The sequence below is a fragment of the Porphyrobacter sp. GA68 genome (assembly GCF_022605525.1).
GTDB lineage: Bacteria > Pseudomonadota > Alphaproteobacteria > Sphingomonadales > Sphingomonadaceae > Qipengyuania_B.
The window spans coordinates 271,989-289,988 of the sequence record NZ_JAKQYJ010000002.1 but is presented as its reverse complement, the minus strand read 5'-3'; the positions used below and the strand labels follow the sequence as shown (position 1 = coordinate 289,988).

The 18,000-nt window shown below is 67.4% G+C and carries 20 protein-coding genes; 8 read left to right on the top strand and 12 right to left on the bottom strand.

Translation table 11 applies throughout. The features are described from left to right. Positions 1-3 precede the first annotated feature (3 nt). The 5 genes from LHJ54_RS09135 to pgi all read right to left on the bottom strand — a co-directional run bounded on the left by LHJ54_RS09135 (position 4) and on the right by pgi (position 5,053). Positions 4-321, bottom strand: a complete 318-nt coding sequence (locus LHJ54_RS09135; protein WP_228243577.1) for an accessory factor UbiK family protein — start codon at positions 319-321, stop codon at positions 4-6. A gap of 42 nt (positions 322-363) precedes the next feature. Continuing rightward, on the bottom strand, positions 364-915 hold the full coding sequence (locus LHJ54_RS09130) for a TspO/MBR family protein (protein WP_228243576.1): 552 nt from the start codon (positions 913-915) through the stop codon (positions 364-366). Between the two features lie 100 nt (positions 916-1,015). After that, positions 1,016-2,365 carry a glutathione-disulfide reductase gene (gorA, locus tag LHJ54_RS09125; RefSeq protein WP_228243575.1) on the bottom strand — a complete coding sequence of 450 codons (1,350 nt, stop codon included), beginning with the start codon at positions 2,363-2,365 and terminating at the stop codon, positions 1,016-1,018. Between the two features lie 81 nt (positions 2,366-2,446). Further along, positions 2,447-3,436, bottom strand: coding sequence for a calcium/sodium antiporter (locus LHJ54_RS09120; RefSeq protein ID WP_228243574.1), 990 nt, complete (start codon positions 3,434-3,436; stop codon positions 2,447-2,449). A gap of 51 nt (positions 3,437-3,487) precedes the next feature. After that, positions 3,488-5,053, bottom strand: a complete 1,566-nt coding sequence (gene pgi / locus LHJ54_RS09115; protein ID WP_228243573.1) for a glucose-6-phosphate isomerase — start codon at positions 5,051-5,053, stop codon at positions 3,488-3,490. An 86-nt stretch (positions 5,054-5,139) separates the two neighbouring features. Between pgi and lepB the strand changes: the two genes are divergently transcribed. The 4 genes from lepB to era are packed head-to-tail and all read left to right on the top strand — an operon-like array spanning position 5,140 to position 7,650. Further along, entirely contained in the window at positions 5,140-5,970 is an 831-nt protein-coding gene (lepB, locus tag LHJ54_RS09110; protein WP_228243572.1) for a signal peptidase I, read from the top strand. Continuing rightward, complete coding sequence (gene rnc, locus LHJ54_RS09105) at positions 5,967-6,638, top strand: ribonuclease III (protein ID WP_228243571.1); 672 nt, start codon at positions 5,967-5,969, stop codon at positions 6,636-6,638. Before lepB ends, rnc begins: the two co-directional genes overlap by 4 nt. Further along, a complete protein-coding gene (locus tag LHJ54_RS09100) occupies positions 6,638-6,763 on the top strand; it encodes a hypothetical protein (protein ID WP_277754164.1) in 126 nt (41 codons plus the stop codon). Before rnc ends, LHJ54_RS09100 begins: the two co-directional genes overlap by 1 nt. Continuing rightward, a complete protein-coding gene (era, locus tag LHJ54_RS09095) occupies positions 6,760-7,650 on the top strand; it encodes a GTPase Era (RefSeq protein ID WP_228243570.1) in 891 nt (296 codons plus the stop codon). Before LHJ54_RS09100 ends, era begins: the two co-directional genes overlap by 4 nt. Positions 7,651-7,846: 196 nt before the next feature. Here era and LHJ54_RS09090 read toward each other — a convergent pair whose 3' ends face one another. From LHJ54_RS09090 to topA, 4 genes are read right to left on the bottom strand one after another with little or no spacing between them, the layout of a single operon-like run. Then, a complete protein-coding gene (locus LHJ54_RS09090; protein ID WP_228243569.1) occupies positions 7,847-8,029 on the bottom strand; it encodes a phage terminase small subunit-related protein in 183 nt (60 codons plus the stop codon). Between the two features lie 48 nt (positions 8,030-8,077). Then, positions 8,078-8,749, bottom strand: a complete 672-nt coding sequence (locus tag LHJ54_RS12715; RefSeq protein ID WP_306437067.1) for a response regulator — start codon at positions 8,747-8,749, stop codon at positions 8,078-8,080. Further along, positions 8,737-9,006, bottom strand: a complete 270-nt coding sequence (locus tag LHJ54_RS09080) for a hypothetical protein (RefSeq protein WP_228243568.1) — start codon at positions 9,004-9,006, stop codon at positions 8,737-8,739. Before LHJ54_RS09080 ends, LHJ54_RS12715 begins: the two co-directional genes overlap by 13 nt. A gap of 54 nt (positions 9,007-9,060) precedes the next feature. Beyond that, positions 9,061-11,694 carry a type I DNA topoisomerase gene (topA, locus tag LHJ54_RS09075; RefSeq protein ID WP_228243567.1) on the bottom strand — a complete coding sequence of 878 codons (2,634 nt, stop codon included), beginning with the start codon at positions 11,692-11,694 and terminating at the stop codon, positions 9,061-9,063. Between the two features lie 151 nt (positions 11,695-11,845). Between topA and LHJ54_RS09070 the strand changes: the two genes are divergently transcribed. Further along, positions 11,846-12,145 (top strand): GIY-YIG nuclease family protein, encoded by a 300-nt coding sequence (locus LHJ54_RS09070; RefSeq protein WP_228243566.1) that lies wholly within the window; start codon positions 11,846-11,848, stop codon positions 12,143-12,145. A gap of 107 nt (positions 12,146-12,252) precedes the next feature. Here the strand turns inward: LHJ54_RS09070 and LHJ54_RS09065 are convergent, their stop codons facing one another. Genes LHJ54_RS09065 through plsY form a run of 3 tightly spaced genes read right to left on the bottom strand, consistent with a single transcriptional unit; the run spans position 12,253 to position 14,266 of the window. Next, complete coding sequence (locus LHJ54_RS09065) at positions 12,253-12,588, bottom strand: hypothetical protein (protein ID WP_228243565.1); 336 nt, start codon at positions 12,586-12,588, stop codon at positions 12,253-12,255. After that, on the bottom strand, positions 12,585-13,676 hold the full coding sequence (dprA, locus tag LHJ54_RS09060; protein WP_228243564.1) for a DNA-processing protein DprA: 1,092 nt from the start codon (positions 13,674-13,676) through the stop codon (positions 12,585-12,587). The genes LHJ54_RS09065 and dprA overlap by 4 nt, the downstream gene beginning before the upstream one ends. Next, entirely contained in the window at positions 13,673-14,266 is a 594-nt protein-coding gene (gene plsY / locus LHJ54_RS09055) for a glycerol-3-phosphate 1-O-acyltransferase PlsY (protein WP_228244343.1), read from the bottom strand. Before plsY ends, dprA begins: the two co-directional genes overlap by 4 nt. A 112-nt stretch (positions 14,267-14,378) precedes the next feature. Between plsY and murI the strand changes: the two genes are divergently transcribed. From murI to LHJ54_RS09040, 3 genes are all read left to right on the top strand, one after another. Continuing rightward, entirely contained in the window at positions 14,379-15,170 is a 792-nt protein-coding gene (gene murI / locus LHJ54_RS09050; RefSeq protein WP_228243563.1) for a glutamate racemase, read from the top strand. A gap of 111 nt (positions 15,171-15,281) precedes the next feature. Next, a complete protein-coding gene (gene hemA / locus LHJ54_RS09045) occupies positions 15,282-16,502 on the top strand; it encodes a 5-aminolevulinate synthase (protein WP_228243562.1) in 1,221 nt (406 codons plus the stop codon). Between the two features lie 137 nt (positions 16,503-16,639). Next, positions 16,640-17,992 carry a cell wall hydrolase gene (locus LHJ54_RS09040; RefSeq protein WP_228243561.1) on the top strand — a complete coding sequence of 451 codons (1,353 nt, stop codon included), beginning with the start codon at positions 16,640-16,642 and terminating at the stop codon, positions 17,990-17,992. Positions 17,993-18,000: the final 8 nt, after the last annotated feature.

Sequence of the window (18,000 nt, the reverse complement as noted above, 5' to 3'; positions counted from 1 at the left end):
AAGTTAGGCGGCCGCAGGCGCGCTGTCGTCGCGGCCTTGCGCCTGCGTCGGAGCGTTGCCCTCCGCCGTCCGGCTGCCGCTATGGATTGCCTCGAGCGCGGCGACCCGTTCGGCCAGCCGGTCGGCCTCGGCGCGTGCGTTGGCGGCCATGGCCTTGACCGCTTCGAATTCATCGCGCGACACGAAGTCCTCTCCGCCCATGGTTTCGCGCAGGCGTTCCCGTGCGCTTTCACGCGCTTCGCGCGTCATGCCCGCGAGAGTACCAGCCGCGCTGTTGGCGAGCTTGACGAAATCGGCGATGAGTTTGTTGTCGCTTTGCATGACAGCAGATGTGGTGCGCCCCGGCCGCTTTGTCCAGCGGTGCTAGAGCGCGATCCGTTCCGCCGCCTCGACCCCGCGCCCGCCGTCGGCATCCGGGTTCAGCACCAGAAACTGCCAGTTGAGCACGGTCGCGAACAGCACCCACGCGAGATAGGGCAGCATCAGCAGCCCCGCCGCGCGCCGCACCTGCCAGAACACGATGGTGGTGGCGATCACCGCGACATCCAGCACCAGCAGGAGGATTAGCGCGCCGGTGATCTGATACGCCCCGAAGAACAGCGGCGTCCAGGCAAGGTTGAGCGCCAGCTGCACCGCGAACAAGCCAAGTGCCAGTCCGCGCCGCCGGGCGCCATGCGCCGCGCCCACCAGCGCCAGCGCGAAGCCGATCAGCGCGTAAAGGATGGTCCATACGATGCCGAACGTCGCCGGTGGCGGGTAGGTGGCGGGCTTCGCCAGCGATTGGAACCACAGGGAATCCGCATCCCCGCCCACCTGGCCCGACAGGAATCCCAGCAACATCACGCCAGGCACCGTCACCAGCGCCCACCTCACGACGCTGGCGCGAAGCTGACCGTTAGAGGCGAGTGCATTCATACGCTGGCTCCTGCGCAGGCTGTTGCGCGGACGGTAGCCGGCTGCGCGCCGGCCCCGCAAGGCGGCGAGCGCAAGTTGTCCACCGATCCCGCCCCGCGCCCTATCGCAGCAGCACCAGCTCTTCCGCCATGGTCGGGTGCAGCGCCACAGTGGCGTCGAAATCAGCCTTGGTGAGGCCGGCCTTCACCGCCACCGCCGCCGCCTGCAGGATTTCCGGAGCGTCCGGGCCGATCATGTGCAGCCCGACGATCTGGTCGTTCTCTCCATGGCAGATCATCTTGTAGAGCGAGCGTTCGTTGCGCTGCGCCAGCACGTTCTTCATCGGGCGGAAGTCAGATTGATACACCTTTACCGAACCCAGCTTGTTCCGCGCCTCTCCTTCGGTCATGCCGACCCCGGCCATCGGCGGGTGGCTGAACACGGCGCTGGGAACGCAGTCATAGTTCACGCAGGACGGATTGCCGCCGAACACCGTATCGGCGAACGCCTGGCCTTCGCGGATCGCCACCGGGGTCAACTGGATCCGGTCGGTGCAATCGCCTACGGCGTAGATGTTCTCGACGCTGGTCCTGGAGAAGCGGTCCACCTTGATCTCGCCCTGCTCGCCCAGCTCGACCCCGGCATCCTCCAGCCCCAGATCGTGGGTGTTGGGCACCCGGCCGGTGGCCCACAACAGGCAATCGACCTCCACCGGGTCGTGGCCGGTCATCTCCACCCTGATGCAGCCGCTGTCCGTCCGTTCCAGCCGGGTGGGCGAGGCATGGAAGCGGAAGTTCAACCCCTTGAGAAGGCTGATCTGGAGCAGGCGGTCGCGCACGCTCTCGTCATAGCCGCGCAGGATCGTGTCGCCCCGGTTGACGATGGTGACAGTGGCCCCGAACTGGTTGAAGATGCCGGCAAACTCGTTGGCGATGTAACCGCCCCCGACGATCAGCACCCGTTCCGGCACCGCATCGAGATGGAAGCACTCGTTGCTGGTGATGCCCAGTTCCGCCCCTGGCACGTCGGGCACCCGCGGCCGCGCGCCCACGGCAACAAGGATGTGGCGGGCGGTCACGACCTTGCCGCTGTCCAGCGTGACTTCGTGCGGGCCGGTCAGCCTCGCGCGTTCGTGGATAATGTCGACCCCGTTGTTCTCCAGCGTGTCGGTGTAGGCGCCGTTCAACCGGTCGACGTCGGCCAGCACATTGTCGCGCAGCGTTTTCCAGTCGAACGAACATTCGCCCAGCGTCCATCCGAACTTCCGGGCATCCTCCAGATCCTCGGCGAAATGCGCGCCATAGACCAGCATCTTCTTGGGCACGCAGCCGCGGATGACGCAGGTGCCGCCCACCCGATACTCTTCGGCAACGGCGACCCTGGCGCCGTGGGCGGCCGACACGCGGCTGGCGCGCACGCCGCCCGAACCCGCGCCGATGGTGAAAAGGTCGTAATCGTATTCGCTTGCCATGCGCGGTGTGTTCCTGCTGCTGTATACCCGCCTATGAACAAGGCGGGCGCGGGCGGCAAGGATGGCGGGCCACCCGCATGATCAGAACGCGACCAGCCCCGCCGTCGTCACCGTGTAAACCACATAGGCAGCGAAGAACGCCGCGCCTTCGCGCCGGGCCAGTCGGCCGCCGGTCCAGGCAAAGAACATCAGGGCGGCGGACGCCCCGATCATCAACGGCAGGTCGAACGCCACGATGGACGGGGGCACCGGACCCGGCGTCACCAGCCCCGTCACCCCGCCGATGAACAGCACGTTGTAGATGTTGGAGCCAAGCACGTTCCCCAGCGCAATCTCCCCCTGCTTGCGCAGGGCGGCGATGGCGGAGGTGACGAGTTCGGGCAGGCTGGTGCCGATGGCGACGATGGTGAGACCGATCACCTCCTCCGTGATGCCCGCACCCTGCGCGATGCTGACGGCGCCGCGCACCAGCAGCGATCCCCCGCCGACCACCAGGCCGAGCCCGCCCACGAACAGCAGGATCGAGACCAGCAGGCTCCCCTGCGCCGTGGCCGAGGGCGACAGCGCCGGATCCACCTCGACCACCGCTTCGCCCCGGTCATAGGCCGCGCTGTGCGCCCCGCCGACGCGTTCCTTGCGATAGGCGTAGTAGATGTAGCCCACCAGCAGCAGCACGAACAGCGCACCCGCCGGCCGCGTCAGGCCCGTGAACCACCCGGCCAGCAGCAGCAGTGCCGCCGCCCCCAGACCGACACCGCCGTCGCGCCACAACACTCCGCGCGGCACTGCGATCGGCGCGATCAACGCGGCGATCCCCAGGATCAGCAGCGTGTTGGCAAGGTTCGATCCCACGATGTTGCCCAGGGCAATGCCCGGCGAACCAGCGGCCGCGGCCTGCACCGACGCCGCCAGTTCCGGCATGGACGTCCCCATCCCCACCACCGTCAGGCCGATCAGCATGGGCGACAGGCCCAGCCTTGCCGCGATCTTCACGGCTCCTCGCACCAGCAGTTCGCCTCCGCCGATGAGGAGAACAAGGCCGCCGATCAGGAGGAGGATGTCGGTTAGCATCAGGTGGTTCCTGTTTGATGGTAAGGAAAGCTGGCGTCGCGAAAAGGGCGCTCAGGGTTGCAGCAGACCCGCCTGGCGCAGCAGCGCGAGGGTACTCTCGTCGAAATCGCCGCCGCCCGCATCGATTTCCTTAGCCATCTGTTTGCCCAGCTCCACGCCGAACTGATCGAAGGGATTGATTTCCATCAACACGGCGTTGCAGAACGTCCGGTGTTCGTGGAAGGCGATCAGCGCGCCCAGCGTCGCTGCGTCGATGTCGTCGCACAGCATGGTGGCCGATGGCCTGTCTCCGGGATAGTTGCGCGCCGGATCCTCGCCCTTCTTGCCGGTCATCAGCGCAGCACCCTGGGCAAAGCAGTTCTGCAGCAGGATGCGGTGGTGCGCCGGGTCGAGGTCGTCTCCCGGTGCGATGGCCGCGATGAATTCCACCGGGACCAGATGCGTTCCCTGATGAAGCAGCTGGAACACGGCGTGCTGCGCATCCGTCCCGACCCCGCCCCAGGTGATCGGCGCGGTCGCACCATCCACCGGGCGCATGTCGGCGGTTACGCGCTTGCCGTTCGACTCCATTTCCAGCTGCTGAAGATAGGCAGGAAACAGGGCGAGGCGTTCGTCATAGGCGAAAACACCGCGGGTCTGGCAGCCGCGGACGCGGGCGTAGTACTGGTCCGCGAAAGCCGCGCGCAGCGGCAGGTTGTCGCGGCCATGGGTGTCGCGGAAATGTTCGTCCACGGCGCGCGCCCCGCGCAGCATCGCCGCGAAATCATCCCACCCGCTTGCCAGCGCCACCGGAAAGCCAATGGACGACCACAGCGAATAACGCCCGCCCACGCTGTCGGGGAACGGCAGCACGCGTGTTTCGTCCACGCCGAACTCAACCGCCTTGTCGGGCGCGGCGGTCAGCGCGATGACCCGCCCGTAAGCGTCCGCGACGCCGTTTTCCTCCAGCCAGCGCAGCGCGCTGCGGGCATTTGTCATCGTCTCGATGGTGGTAAAGGTCTTGGACGCGACCGCGATCAGCGTGGTTTGCGGATCGCAGGCGGCGAACGCCTGTTCCAGGGCCAACCCGTCGATGTTCGAGACGACGTGCACGGCCACTTCCGCGCCGTCGCGGGTCAGCGCGTCCACCGCCATCGCCGGACCCAGCGCGCTGCCGCCGATGCCGATGTGGATAAGGTGGCGGACTTCTCCCAAAGCGCCCTCCCCGATCGCTTCCACCAGCAGGCGCATGCGTTCGTGCAGGGCGGCGGCTTCTTCCACGTCCGCGTCCGACCCGATCCCGCGCTGCGCCGGATGGGTCGCGGCGCGGTTCTCGGTCACGTTGACCCGCTTGCCGGTCAGCAGCGCATCGCGGCGCTCGGCAAAGCCGCACGCGCCGGCCAAGTTCTCAAAGGCGGACAGGACGTCGTCGTCGAGGTGCGTCTTGGACCAGTCGAACAGGATGCCGCCCTCGCTCTGAGCCGGTTCCAGCCCATCGGTCCAGCTGATGCGGCCGGACAGCGCTTCCACCCGCGCGCTGCCGCCGGTGCCGCTGCGGCCGGCGCTGAAGAGTTGGCGCAGGGTTGGCCGCGGCAGCCTCTCCAGCTGCTCCCATGCCCGCAGTATCGCCTCGCCCATAGTGAATCCTCTTCCATGCCTGACCAGGGCCGGTTAGGAGGTCGTGTGCGCCTTGCAAAGCCTCCGTTGGCCGAGATCGCCCGCTCGTGACCGTTCGTCCGTTCATCGGCAGGCGCGCAGGACCGCTCGAGAACACCGGCACCGCTGCCAATGCGCCGGGTAACGCGGCGCAAGGCGAACACGTTCCGGCGCGCAGCTTCGCCTCCTTCCTGCTCAAGCTGCTGCTGATCGTGCTGGCGTTCCGCATCCTTGTCGCCGCGCCGTTCGCCATCCCGTCCCAGTCGATGCTGCCCACGCTGTCCGATGGGGACTTCATCATCGCATCGAAATGGCCCTATGGCTGGTCGCGCCTGTCGGTGCCGTTCGACCTTCCGCTGATCGCCGGCCGCTTAAAACCGGCCACACCCGAACGCGGCGACGTGGTGATCTTCCGCCACCCGCTGAACCGTTCCGACTACATCAAGCGCGCGATCGGCCTGCCCGGCGATGTGGTGATGCTGCGCGACGGGCAGCTCTATCTCAACGGTGGGGCGGTTATGCGCGACAAGGTGGCGGATGCGGCGGTCCACCCCGCTGTCGCCGTCGCCTGTGCCGGCCCGGCCGGGTGCCGTGTTGCGGCATACCGGGAAACCCTGCCAAACGGGCGGGGCTATGTGGTGCTTGATCTGGGCCGCACGCCGCAGGACGATTTCGGCCCGGTCCGGGTGCCGCCCGGCAGACTTTTCGTGCTGGGCGACAACCGCGACCGGTCCGCCGACAGCCGTTTCCCAGCCCGGCCAGGCGGCGGCGTGGGCCTGGTCGATCAGGAGCAGCTGGTGGGCCGCGCGGAACTGGTCGCGTTCTCCCGCGATGCGGCCGGCGACTGGCTGCGCCCCTCAACCTGGTTCGGCGCCGGACGCATCGGGCCGATCGAATGAGCACGCTGCCGCCCGAGACACTCGCCTGGCTCATGCAGCACGGCTTCCGCCCGCAAGGTGAGGAGATATGGCTAACCGCGCTCACCCATGGCAGCACGGGTGCCAACCAGAATTACGAACGGCTGGAGTTCCTGGGCGACCGGGTGCTGGGTCTGGCGATCGCGGACTGGCTGTTCCAGCGGGGCGCAGATCCTGAAGGCAAGCTGTCGCAGCGGCTGAACGCTCTGGTCAGCCGGGAAACCTGCGCGGACATCGCCCGCGCCATCGACCTGCCGCCGCATATCCGCATTTCCGCTCAGGCCATGGCGGACGGCGGGCGCGACAGCGACAACATCCTTGGCGACGTGATGGAAGCGCTGCTCGGCGCGCAATTTCTCACCCAGGGTTTCGATGCCGCGCGGGCGCAGGTCCGAACCCTCTGGCGCGATGCGGTCGAAGGCGATACCGGGCGAACCAAGCATCCCAAATCCGCCCTGCAGGAGTGGGCCGCGGCCAAGCGTCGCAAGCCGCCCGAATACGAGGTCGTGGAACGCCTCGGACCGGATCACGCGGCCCGCTTCACCGTGCGCGTGCGGGTGAAGAATGTTGGCGAGGCCGAGGCGGTGGCCGGCAGCAAGGCCGACGCAGAGAAGGAGGCGGCAAGGGCGTTCATGGAAAGGTTCGCATAATGATGATCGAAACGGCACCACAGGGCGCCTTCGCGCTGGGGGCCGGGCTGGCTGGCGGGACGGCGCCCCGGCGGGACATGTCCGACCGCCATGCTGGCGCCCGTTCGCCGGGTAGCCCGGCATGACCCGCTGCGGCCTGGTCGCCGTCATCGGGGCGCCCAACGCGGGCAAGTCCACTCTGGTCAACCAGCTGGTCGGGCAAAAGGTGGCCATCACCAGCGCCAAGGCGCAGACGACGCGCGCGCGGATGCTGGGGATTGCGCTCCACGGCGATACCCAGATGGTGCTGGTCGATACGCCCGGCATCTTTGCGCCGCGCCGGCGGCTGGACCGCGCGATGGTCAACGCCGCCTGGGAAGGGGCGGAGGCGGCCGACGCGCTGGTCCTGCTGGTCGATCCGGTCAAGCAGCGGCGGCATGAACTGGACCCCCTGCTGGAACGGCTCGCCACCCGCTCCGAACGCAAGATCCTGGTGCTGAACAAGGTCGATGTTGCCGCCAAGGAACCGCTCCTTGCCCTCGCGCAGGAACTTGGCGGAAAGGTGGAGTTCGCGGAGATCTTCTTTGTTTCAGCGCTCACCGGGGACGGTGTGGCGGAAATGAAGGACGCGATTGCCGCGATGATGCCCGAAGCGCCGTGGATGTATCCCGAAGACCAGGTGTCAGACGCGTCGCAGAGGTTGCTGGCCGCGGAAATCACGCGCGAACAATTGTACCAGCAGCTGCACGAGGAACTGCCCTACGACAGCGCCGTTCGGCCGGAAAAATATCTGGAACGCTCGGACGGCAGCGTGGAGATACACCAGCAGATCGTGGTGGGCCGCCCGACCCAACGCGCCATCGTGCTTGGCAAGGGCGGAAGCCGCATCAAGGCTATCGGAGAGGCTGCGCGCAAGGAACTGGCCGAGATATTGGGGCAGAAGGTCCATCTTTTCCTGCACGTCAAGGTGTCAGAAAACTGGGCCGAGGACCGCGAGATCTACGAGGAGATGGGCCTGGACTGGAGCCGGTGAGCTCAGAACCCCCGCGTGGGCCGCTCGCCGGACGTCAGCCGGCTGCCGATCGTTTGGGCGGCGGCCGACGCAAAGAATGCGACCCACAGCACAATGCCGAACCACTTTGCGCCATCTTCCAGCGATATCAATGAACGACCGGCAAGCGCTTCCAGATTTGCGTTCGGACAGAGATCTGACCGTCGCGCGAGAAGCCCTAGCGCTTCTTCACGATCTCGATTTTCTGCTGCTTGGCGAAATCCTTGACCGATTCTTCGCTGCGGTTCAGCGCCTTGGCGATGTCGCGCAGCCCCTTGCCTTTGGCGGCCAACGTCCGCAACTGTCCCGCCTCGTCGGCGCGCCACGGCTGCTTGTGCCGCTCGAAATGTTCTTTTGCCATGCCCCTGCGCCTAGCGCCAAAGCATGCTGAGACGCAAACGACCGGACCTTACCCGTCCAGCCCCTCCAGCTTGGCCTTGAGCGCGCTTTCTCCGAACGGTTTCACGATGTAATCGTCGGCCCCGGCGGCGATCCCTTCGTGGACGTCGCGTGCGCCGCTGTTGCTGGTGCAGAACACGACCTTGGCCCGCTCCGCTCCGGGCAGCTTGCGCAGGGCGGCGACGAATTCCACGCCGGTCATCACGGGCATGTTCCAGTCGGTGATGACCAGATCGGGCATCGCCGCCCGGCACCGGGCCAGCGCTTCTTCCCCGTTCTCCGCTTCCAGGGTGGTATAGCCTAGCTCTTCCGTGATCTTGCGCGACACCTTGCGGATGACCCGGGAATCGTCGACGATCAGGCACTGGCGCGGCGCGGCGGGAGCGGTTCCGGCGCGGCCTGTCTTGGCGGCCTGAACGATGGCGTCGATGTCGTTCAGTTCAGCCTTTGGCGTCTCACGGGCGGGCGTTGCCGGGGTCCGCAACTCCGTATGCCGCACGTGGCCGTCATCGTCCTGCGGAATGACCGAAACCGGCATCGGCGCTTCGACGCCCTCACCATCCCCTGCAACGGCTTGCCGGGCGGACAGGCGCGCCGCGTCCAGCCGCTCCCTCAGCGGTGCCCCGCCGCCTTCGCGCGGTCCCGCGTGCCGTCCGGTGGTCCGCTTGATCAGATCGCGCATGGCAGCGGCTCCCCGGTGCTTTGAAGTGCGCTGATCTCGGGCGCAGCGACCTCTCCGGGCGTCATGCGGATGTGCAGATAAGGTTCCCACACGTCGCCAAAGCCGCTGCGTTGATACCACAGGTCGAGGACATCGTAGGACGCCCAGTAGCCGTCCGGCTCGCGCAGCCGGATGCCTTCGCCGATGCGCGGCACGGCGGCAAAACGCATCCGCTGCTGTGTCTGATGCGTCTCGTTCTGAACCTCGATCTCGATCACGGCGCTACCCAATTTGCGGCATGGGCCAAGCCATAGCGCCAAAGCGTTAGCGAATTACGAACGACCCCCTGCGGATACGGTTGATGTCCCTTTGCCTTTACTCCCCGCCGTCTTCCTTGCCGGAGCCTTCTTCCCCGCCGTCTTCTTTGCGGAAGCTTTTTTCGCCGACGCCGCCTTTTTCGGCGCGGGCTTGCGGCGGCCGGCCTTCTTCGCCGGAGCCGCCGCCGCGCGCGCATCGATGAGCGCGATGGCCTGCGCCGCCTCAAGTTCCTCGGGCTTCACGTCCTTGGGGATGGTGGCGTTGGTCGTTCCGTCGGTGACGTAAGGACCGTAGCGGCCCGGCAGCACCCTGATCTCGCCCCCGGAAGTGGGGTGTTCGCCCAGCGTCTTGATCGGCTCCACCGGAGTGCGTGCGCCCCGCCCGCCCCTGCCCGCCGCCGCCTCGGCCAGCAGGGTGACGGCCGCGTTCATGCCGGTGTCGAACACATCGGCGGTGGATGACAGCTTGGCATACTTGCCGTCATGTTTCAGGTAAGGCCCGTAACGTCCGATGTTTGCTTCGATTTCCAGCCCCGTTTCGGGATGCGCACCGACAATGCGCGGGAGAGCGAGCAGCTTCAGGGCCCATTCGAGATCGAGTTCGCCGATGTCGCGCGGGATGCTTGCGCGCTTTGCGTCCTTGCCCTCGCCCAGCTGGACATAGGGTCCGAATCGGCCGGTCTTGCGCTCCACTGGAAGGCCCGTGTCCGGATCATTGCCAAGCGTCACGTCCTCACCCGCGGTGGCAGCGTCGCCTCCACCCTGCGCGAAGCGGCGGGAATAGGAACAGTCGGGATAGTTGGCGCAGGCGATGAACGCGCCAAACTTTCCGCCGCGCAGCGACAGCCGCCCGCCCTCGCGCCCTTCGGCAAGGCACTTGGGACACGCGCGCGGATCGCCGCCATCCTCGCGCGGGGGGAACAGGTAGTCGCCGAGGTATTCGTCCAGTGCAGCCGTCACCTCCGACGGCTGCTGTCTCATGACCTCGTCGGTCTTAGGCTTGAAGTCGCGCCAGAACTTGGCGAGCAGCGCCTTCCACTCCTCGCGCCCGCCGGACACCTCGTCCAGCTCGTCCTCCATTCCCGCGGTGAAGTCATACGCGACGTAGCGGGGGAAGAACCGTTCCAGAAACGCTGTGAGGAGACGGCCCGACTCTTCGGCAAAGAAACGGTTTTTTTCCACCCGGACATACTCCCGGTCGCGCAGCGTCTGGATGGTGGAGGCGTAGGTTGACGGGCGGCCGATGCCCAGCTCCTCCAGCCGCTTGACCAGCGACGCTTCGGAAAAGCGCGGCGGCGGCTGAGTGAAGTGCTGGGTTGCCGCAACGCCGTTCTTGTGCGGGCAATCGCCCTGCCGCAGCACGGGGAGCAGTCCGTCATCCTCTCCCTCCGCATCGTCCAGTCCTTCCTGGTACACGGCGAGGAATCCGGGGAACTTCACCACCTGTCCCGTGGCGCGCAGGGCGTGCAGGCCGGTGGGGTCGCGCAGGGTCACGGTGGTGCGTTCGAGCTGCGCGGCTTCCATCTGGCTCGCCATGGCCCGCTTGAAGATGAGGTCGTAGAGCTTGCCCTCGTCCCCCGCACCGGCGCGGTCGCGGGCGAAGTCGGTCGGGCGGATCGCCTCGTGCGCTTCCTGCGCGTTCTTGGCCTTGCTGGTGTAGTGACGCGGCTTGTCGGGGATGTAGGCCGCGGAATACCGGTCGGCGATGGCCTTGCGGCATGCGCTGATCGCGCCCGCGTCCATCTGCACCCCGTCAGTCCGCATGTAGGTGATCGCGCCCCCTTCATACAGCGACTGAGCCAGCCGCATGGTGTGCGCGGCGGAAAAGCCGAGCTTGCGCGCGGCTTCCTGCTGCAAGGTCGAGGTGGTGAAGGGCGGCGCGGGATTGCGGCGGAACGGCTTGGTCTCGACCTCCTCCACGGTGAAGCGGCTGTCCTCCACCGCCTGTCTGGCCGCCTTGGCCGCGCCTTCGTGGCTCAACGAAAGCTTCTCGAGCTTGTTGCCGTCCAGTTGCACCAGCCGGGCGGAGAACTCCGTCCCGTCCTGCACCAGCGTGGCGACCACCGACCAGTATTCCTGCGGACGGAACGCCTCGATCTCGCGCTCCCGCTCGACGATGAGGCGCAGGGCCACCGATTGCACCCGTCCGGCCGACTTGGCGCCGGGAAGTTTCCTCCACAGCACCGGCGACAGGGTGAAGCCGAACAGGTAATCGAGCGCGCGGCGCGCCAGATAAGCGTCGATCAGGTCATGGTCGAGATCGCGCGGCCGCGCCATCGCCTCGGTCACGGCCTGTTTGGTGATGGCATTGAAGGTGACGCGCTGCACCTCCTTGGGCACGGCCTTGCGCTTCTTCAGGATGTCGAGCACGTGCCAGGAAATCGCCTCCCCTTCACGGTCAGGGTCGGTGGCGAGGATCAGCCGGTCGGCCCCCTTGGCCGCATCGGCGATCGCCTTTACCTGCGCCTTCTTGCGCGGATCGGCGTAGATCTCCCAATCCATCGCGAACTCCTCGTCCGGGCGAACGCTGCCATCCTTGGGCGGCAGGTCGCGCACATGGCCGTAGGAGGCGAGGACGCGGGTGTCCTTGCCGAGGTACTTCTCGATTGTCTTGGCCTTGGCGGGGGATTCTACGATGACGAGTTGCATGGTGATGTGAGGTGCGCCCTTACGTGTGTGTACGCGCGAGGGTGGGGAGCGGGGAGAGGGGCCGTCAAGGGGTTGGTTACTGTTCCAGCTTATCGAACCAGTCGTCACCCCGGGCTTGACCCGGGGTCCCGCTTCTTGGGTTTACACGCCAATGGATCGAGCAAGACAAGGCGGCTGGGTCTACATCATGGCCGACCGCTACCGTGGCACGATGTACGTCGGAGTAACTGCCGATCTGGCAGCGCGTATAACTCAGCATCGACAAGGTAACGGTTCCCAGTTCTGCAAACACTACAACTTGCACCGCCTCGTCTGGGCGGATCGCTGCGACACTATCGAGGATGCTAGCGCCCACGAGAAGCGCCTGAAACGCTGGCAGAGGGGATGGAAGTTCGACCTGATCGAGCAAGCCAATCCAAAGTGGCGCGACTTGTACGATCAGCTTGCGTGATCAGAAAGCGGGACCCCGGATCAAGTCCGGGGTGACGGCTGCATTTGAAGCTCTGCTGATGCAGCTTTCAGCTGTCGCTGGGATGACGCTCGAGCTTGCGTAAGTAGCTAACGCTCCGTCGCCCATGCGATGATCAGAAACGCTGCGGCCAGCGCTGCAAGCGTGAGCAGCGGCAGCAGCCTGTCCAACACATCACGTCCTTTTCCTTGACCAGTTCGCCCGCCCCAGAACAGCATAGCTAGCGCTGCTGGCACGAAGCAAACCAGGAAGATCGCAATCGCTATGGTCGCAACCACGATGCTGACAAACTCGGCACCTTCGTCGATAGTACCGTCACCTGCCAATGCCAGCCAGACGATGAATGGCACAGCTAAAGCAGCCATGACCATCGACAAGCGCTCGCTGATCGTGCGGTCTCGCCAAAGATAGTGGCTAAGCTTCACGACAAACTCACCCGCCCACCAGCATGCCGCTCCAACCGCCCGGCAATTTCCAGTTCCAGCAAGGCCAGTTGCACCGCCGCCGTGCCCGCACCCGATTGCCGCACCAGTTCGTCCACCGCGACCGGCGTGGTGGACAGCAACCGCTCCACATCCGCGGGCTCCGCCTCCGCCAGCTCCTCCGGCGCGGCTTCGAACCCTGCCCCCGCCATCTCCCGCACCGACGACCGCGGCACGCCGTCGAAGCCGCTGAGCAGTTCCACCACGTCGGCCACCGACTGCACCAGCACCGCGCCGTCGCGGATCAGCTGGTTGCAGCCCGCCGAGCGGCCGTCGAGCGGCGAGCCGGGCACCGCCATCACCTCGCGCCCGAACTCGCCGGCGAGGCGCGCGGTGATCAGCGAACCGGACTGCGGCGCGGCCTCCACCACCAGCGTACCGGCCGACAGGCCCGCGATGATGCGGTTGCGGCTGGGGAACTGGCTGCCGCGCGGCTCGGTCCCCGGTGGCTGTTCGGCGATCAGCAGCCCCTCCGCCGCGATCTGCTCCTGCAACTGGCCATGCTGCGGCGGGTAGGCGATGTCGATGCCGCTGGCGATGACACCGACGGTGCGCGGCAGGCTGCTTTCATGCGCCGCGCCGTCGATCCCGCGTGCGAGGCCGGAGACGACCGTAAACCCCTCCCCCGCCAGTCCGGCCGCAAAATCGCGCGCCAGCTTCACCGCCGCCGCGCTGCAATTCCTCGCGCCGACGACGGCGACGCAAGGGCCGTCGGCCAGCGACAGGTCGCCGCGATAGGTGATGATCGGCGGGGCGCTGTCGACCTCGGCCAGCAGGCGGGGATAGTCCGGCTGATCGTGGAACAGGTATTTCGCGCCCGCGCGGCGCGTGGCGGCGACCTCCGCCTCGACAGTCGCGCGCGGCGCGGCGCGATAGGGTTGCCCGCCGCGCCCGCCGATTTCCGGCAGCGCCTCCAGCGCCGCTTCCGCCGTGCCGAAGCGGGCGAGGAGCTGGCGGAAGGAGATAGGGCCGATGCGAGGAGAGCGCAGCAGCGTGAGACGGGCGAACGCCTCCGCCTGGGTCAGGGTCACTTGCCCGCGCCCACCCTGGGTTCCTCGCCGCGCATCAGGCGGGCGATGTTGGCGCGGTGGAGCACGATCACAATCACCGCGATGGCGGCCAGCACCGGCACCAGTTCCCACCGCCCCAGCACCCCCGCCGCCACCGGCGCGGCGATCACCGCCAACATGCCGGCCACGCTGGAGATGCGGAACACAGCCAGCGCACCCAGCCATGCCAGCGCGTAGGCCACCCCCACCGGCAGGGCGAGGCCGAAGCATACGCCCGCCGCCGTCGCCACACCCTTGCCGCCCTTGAACCGGAGCCACAGCGGGAAACAGTGGCCCAGCACCGCGCCCAGCGCGGCGAACCCGGCCGCGTCGGGGAACAGCCGCCAAGCCAGCCACACGGCCGCAAATCCCTTCACCCCGTCGAGCAGCAGGGTCGCGGCGGCCAGCCCCTTGTTCCCCGTGCGCAGGACGTTGGTGGCGCCGATGTTCCCGCTGCCAATGGCGCGCACATCGCCCAGCCCCGCCAGCCGCGTCAGGATCAGGCCGAAGGGGATCGAGCCGAGCGCATAGCCAAGCAGCGCCGCGAGCAGCCAGTCGAGAGAGTTCATCATGCCCCCTCCTACGGCAAGAACGCGCCCGCCCGCCAGCGCCATTTGCTCCACCGTGGCGGCAATGGCTGCACCTGATTGACCGGAGCGGCGGGGTCGGCCAAGCGTCGCGGCCATGGACCCCGCCGCGCCCATACTGATCCTCGACTCCGGCGTGGGCGGTCTGACCATCTTCGACGCGGTGCGCAGCGCGCTGCCGGATGCGCCGGTCATCTACGCCGCCGACTTCGCCGGGCTGCCCTATGGCGACAAGACCGAGGCGGAGGTGGCGGCGCGGGTCTGCGGGCTGCTCGGCCGGATGGCTGAACGCTGGCAGCCGCGGCTTGTCTGCATCGCGTGCAACACCGCATCCACCATCGCGCTGGGCATGGTGCGCGACGTGCTTGAAGTGCCGGTCGTCGGCACCGTTCCCGCGATAAAGCCGGCCGCGGCCCTGACCCGGTCGGGGGTCATCGGCCTGCTGGGCACTGCCGCCACAGTGCGGCAACCGTATGTGGACCGGCTGGAGGCCGAATTTGCCAACGGCAAGACCCTGCTGCGGGCGGCTGCGCCCGAACTGGTGCTGGCGGCCGAGGCGAAGCTGCGCGGCGAGGCGGTGTCGCCGGACGTGATCGCCAAGGCGGCGGCGCGCCTGCGCGACCAGCACGGTGGCGGACGGATGGACACGGTTGTGCTGGCCTGCACCCATTTCCCGCTGCTGCGCGGCGAGCTGGCAGAGGCGATGGGCCCGGACGTGCTGTTGGTCGACGGCGCGGACGGGATCGCGCGGCGGATCGCCGGACTGCTGCGCGGGCAGCCCTTCACGCCCGCCCCACTCCGGTTCGTGGCGACCGGAGCAGGAGACACCCTGCCACGCTATACCCGTGCCCTCGCCCAGCGTGGCTTTAGCGCCGCCGATGTGTTCTGACCCTTTTCGCTGCGAGTCGTTCGCAAAGATCGCCGTTCCAATTCGAGCACAAAAAGCCTATCTGCGGGCTGATCGACAGCCGGCGGAACGCGGCGCGACAGGACGGCGGAATTGAACTACGACCAGATTTTCGACCAGGCCATCGACCGGCTGCACGAGGAAGGGCGTTACCGCGTCTTTATCGACATCCTGCGCAACAAGGGAGCCTATCCCAACGCGCGGTGCTTTGCCGGGCATAACGGGCCCAAGCCGATCACCGTGTGGTGTTCCAACGACTACCTCGCCATGGGGCAGCATCCCAAGGTCATCGCCGCCATGGAAGAAGCGTTGCACGACGTGGGCGCCGGGTCCGGCGGCACGCGGAACATCGGCGGCAACACCCATTATCATGTCGAACTGGAACGCGAACTCGCGACCCTGCACGGCAAGGAAGGGGCGCTGCTGTTCACGTCGGGCTATGTGTCCAACGAAGCGACCCTGTCCACCCTGGCCAAGCTGCTGCCGGGCTGCATCGTCTTTTCGGACGAACTGAACCACGCCAGCATGATCGCGGGGATTCGCAATGCCGGGTGCGAAAAGCGTGTGTTCCGGCACAACGATCTGGGCCACCTCGAACAGCTGCTGGACGAAGCCGATCCTGCCGCTGCCAAGCTGATCGCGTTTGAAAGCGTTTACTCGATGGACGGCGATGTCGCCCCCGTGCACGCGATCTGCGACCTGGCGGAGCGGTACAATGCGCTGACCTACATCGACGAGGTGCACGCGGTCGGCATGTATGGCGAGCATGGCGGCGGGATTACCGAACGCGACGAGGCGGCGCACCGGGTCGACATCATCGAGGGAACGCTGGGCAAGGCATTCGGGGTGATGGGCGGATATATCGCGGCCGAAACCCGGATCGTGGACTGCATCCGCTCCTACGCGCCCGGCTTCATCTTCACCACGTCGCTGTCGCCGGTGCTGGCCGCCGGCGTGCTGGCGAGTGTCCGGCACCTCAAGCAGTCAAGCGCGGAACGCGATGCGCAGCAGGCGAACGCCGCCACGCTCAAGCGGCTGATGCGGGCCGCCGGGCTGCCCGTGATGCCGTCCACCACCCATATCGTGCCGCTGATGGTGGGCGATCCGGTGCGGGCCAAGCGGATCAGCGACATCCTGCTGGCCGAATACGGCGTGTATGTTCAGCCGATCAACTTTCCCACGGTGCCGCGCGGTACCGAACGCCTGCGCTTCACGCCCGGCCCCGCGCATGACGAGGCGATGATGCGCGATCTGGTCGGCGCGCTGGTGGAAATCTGGGACCGGCTCGAACTCAGCCTCCGCCAGGCAGCCTGACGAGCGCCGGTCGCGTTCGGGCGGCAGCCTGTCCCGAAACGGGCAGGTTATGACCCGGTCATGGAACATCTGCCGCCGAACTGCTATATAGCTTCGTCGGCTGCATTGAGCCGGACGATCAGACACCTCCGCCATTGATGACCGCTCACCTTCGCCAGAACCTGCCGCTCTACGGCCTCCTGTCTGTCCTGCTGCTGATGGCGGGGGCGCTTGCCGTGTGGAGCACCACGCGCAGCGGTGCGGCGGCGACGGCCGGCGTGGTCGCCATGGTCGGCGGCGATCCGGCGGTGCCGGCCACTCCGCCCAGTCTCGCCACCTTGCCTGCCACCGCGCAGGACGATCTGGTGATCACGTCCGAACTGCCGCCGGCGGATGCGCGCGGACAGAACGCGCGCGTGCCGTTTGCCGCAACCTATCTGACACCGGCGCCGCCCTTCCGGTTCAGCGGCAGCGTCACGGACCGCGCGCGGGCACGCGAATGTCTGGCGCTGGCGGGTCTGGCGGAGGCCGGCGGGGGCGACGCCGATCAGCGTGCGGTGATGCAGGTTATCCTCAACCGCGCGCGGCACCCGGCTTTCAGCAACACCGTCTGCGGCGTGGTTTTCCAGGGTTCGGAACGAACCACAGGGTGCCAGTTCACCTTCACATGCGACGGATCGCTGCGCCGCACCTATTCCGATGCGCTGTGGCGCGCGGCGACGCGGCGGGCGGAAGAGATGCTGGGCGGCGCGGTTTATGCGCCCGTCGGCAATGCCACCCATTACCACACCGACTGGGTATTCCCCTGGTGGAGCCCCAAGCTGGACAAGATCGCCCAGGTCGGCACGCACCTTTTCCTGCGCTGGCGCGGGTTCTGGGGGTCGCACGCGGCGCTGTCCGCGCGCTATGCGGGCGGAGAACCCGATCCGGTCGCCTTACGCGCCCGGGCGAACGGAATGTCGCGCGCCGGGCTGGTCCTGCCCGAAGTGCCCGATGATGTTCTTGCCGCTGAATTGCTGGCCGATGACGGCGCGCTGCTCGCGACGCGCGACGGGCTGGTCGACGGCGTCCGCTCGCCAGGGCGCGGGGTGCAGTTCCTTCTGGTGTCGGCGACCGACGAACCCGCGGCGCTGGCCGCGCGCAGCAAGAGCCTGTGTGCCGGCCTGAACTCGTGCCAGGTGTTCGGCTGGAGCAGCGCGGCCGACATGCCCGCTGCACTGCCGGTGGCCGGCGACGCACGCCGGACCCTGCGCTTCAGCTATGTGCCGGCGGGCCGCGCCGGACCGGAAACCATGTTCTTCGACTGCCGCCTGTTTCCCGCTTCCCCGCCGGGCACCTGCCTACCGGGCAGTGCCGCCGCGCGGGCGGAGACGCCGCGCACCGCGACCGCGCGGGGCACGGCTCCGCGCACCGCCGCACCGGCTGCCGCGCCTACAGCGACAGTCAGATCCTCTCTGCCCGAGCCCGGCGCCTTGAAAGCCGACACGCAGGCCGGCACGCTGCGCGAGTGAGCTGAAGG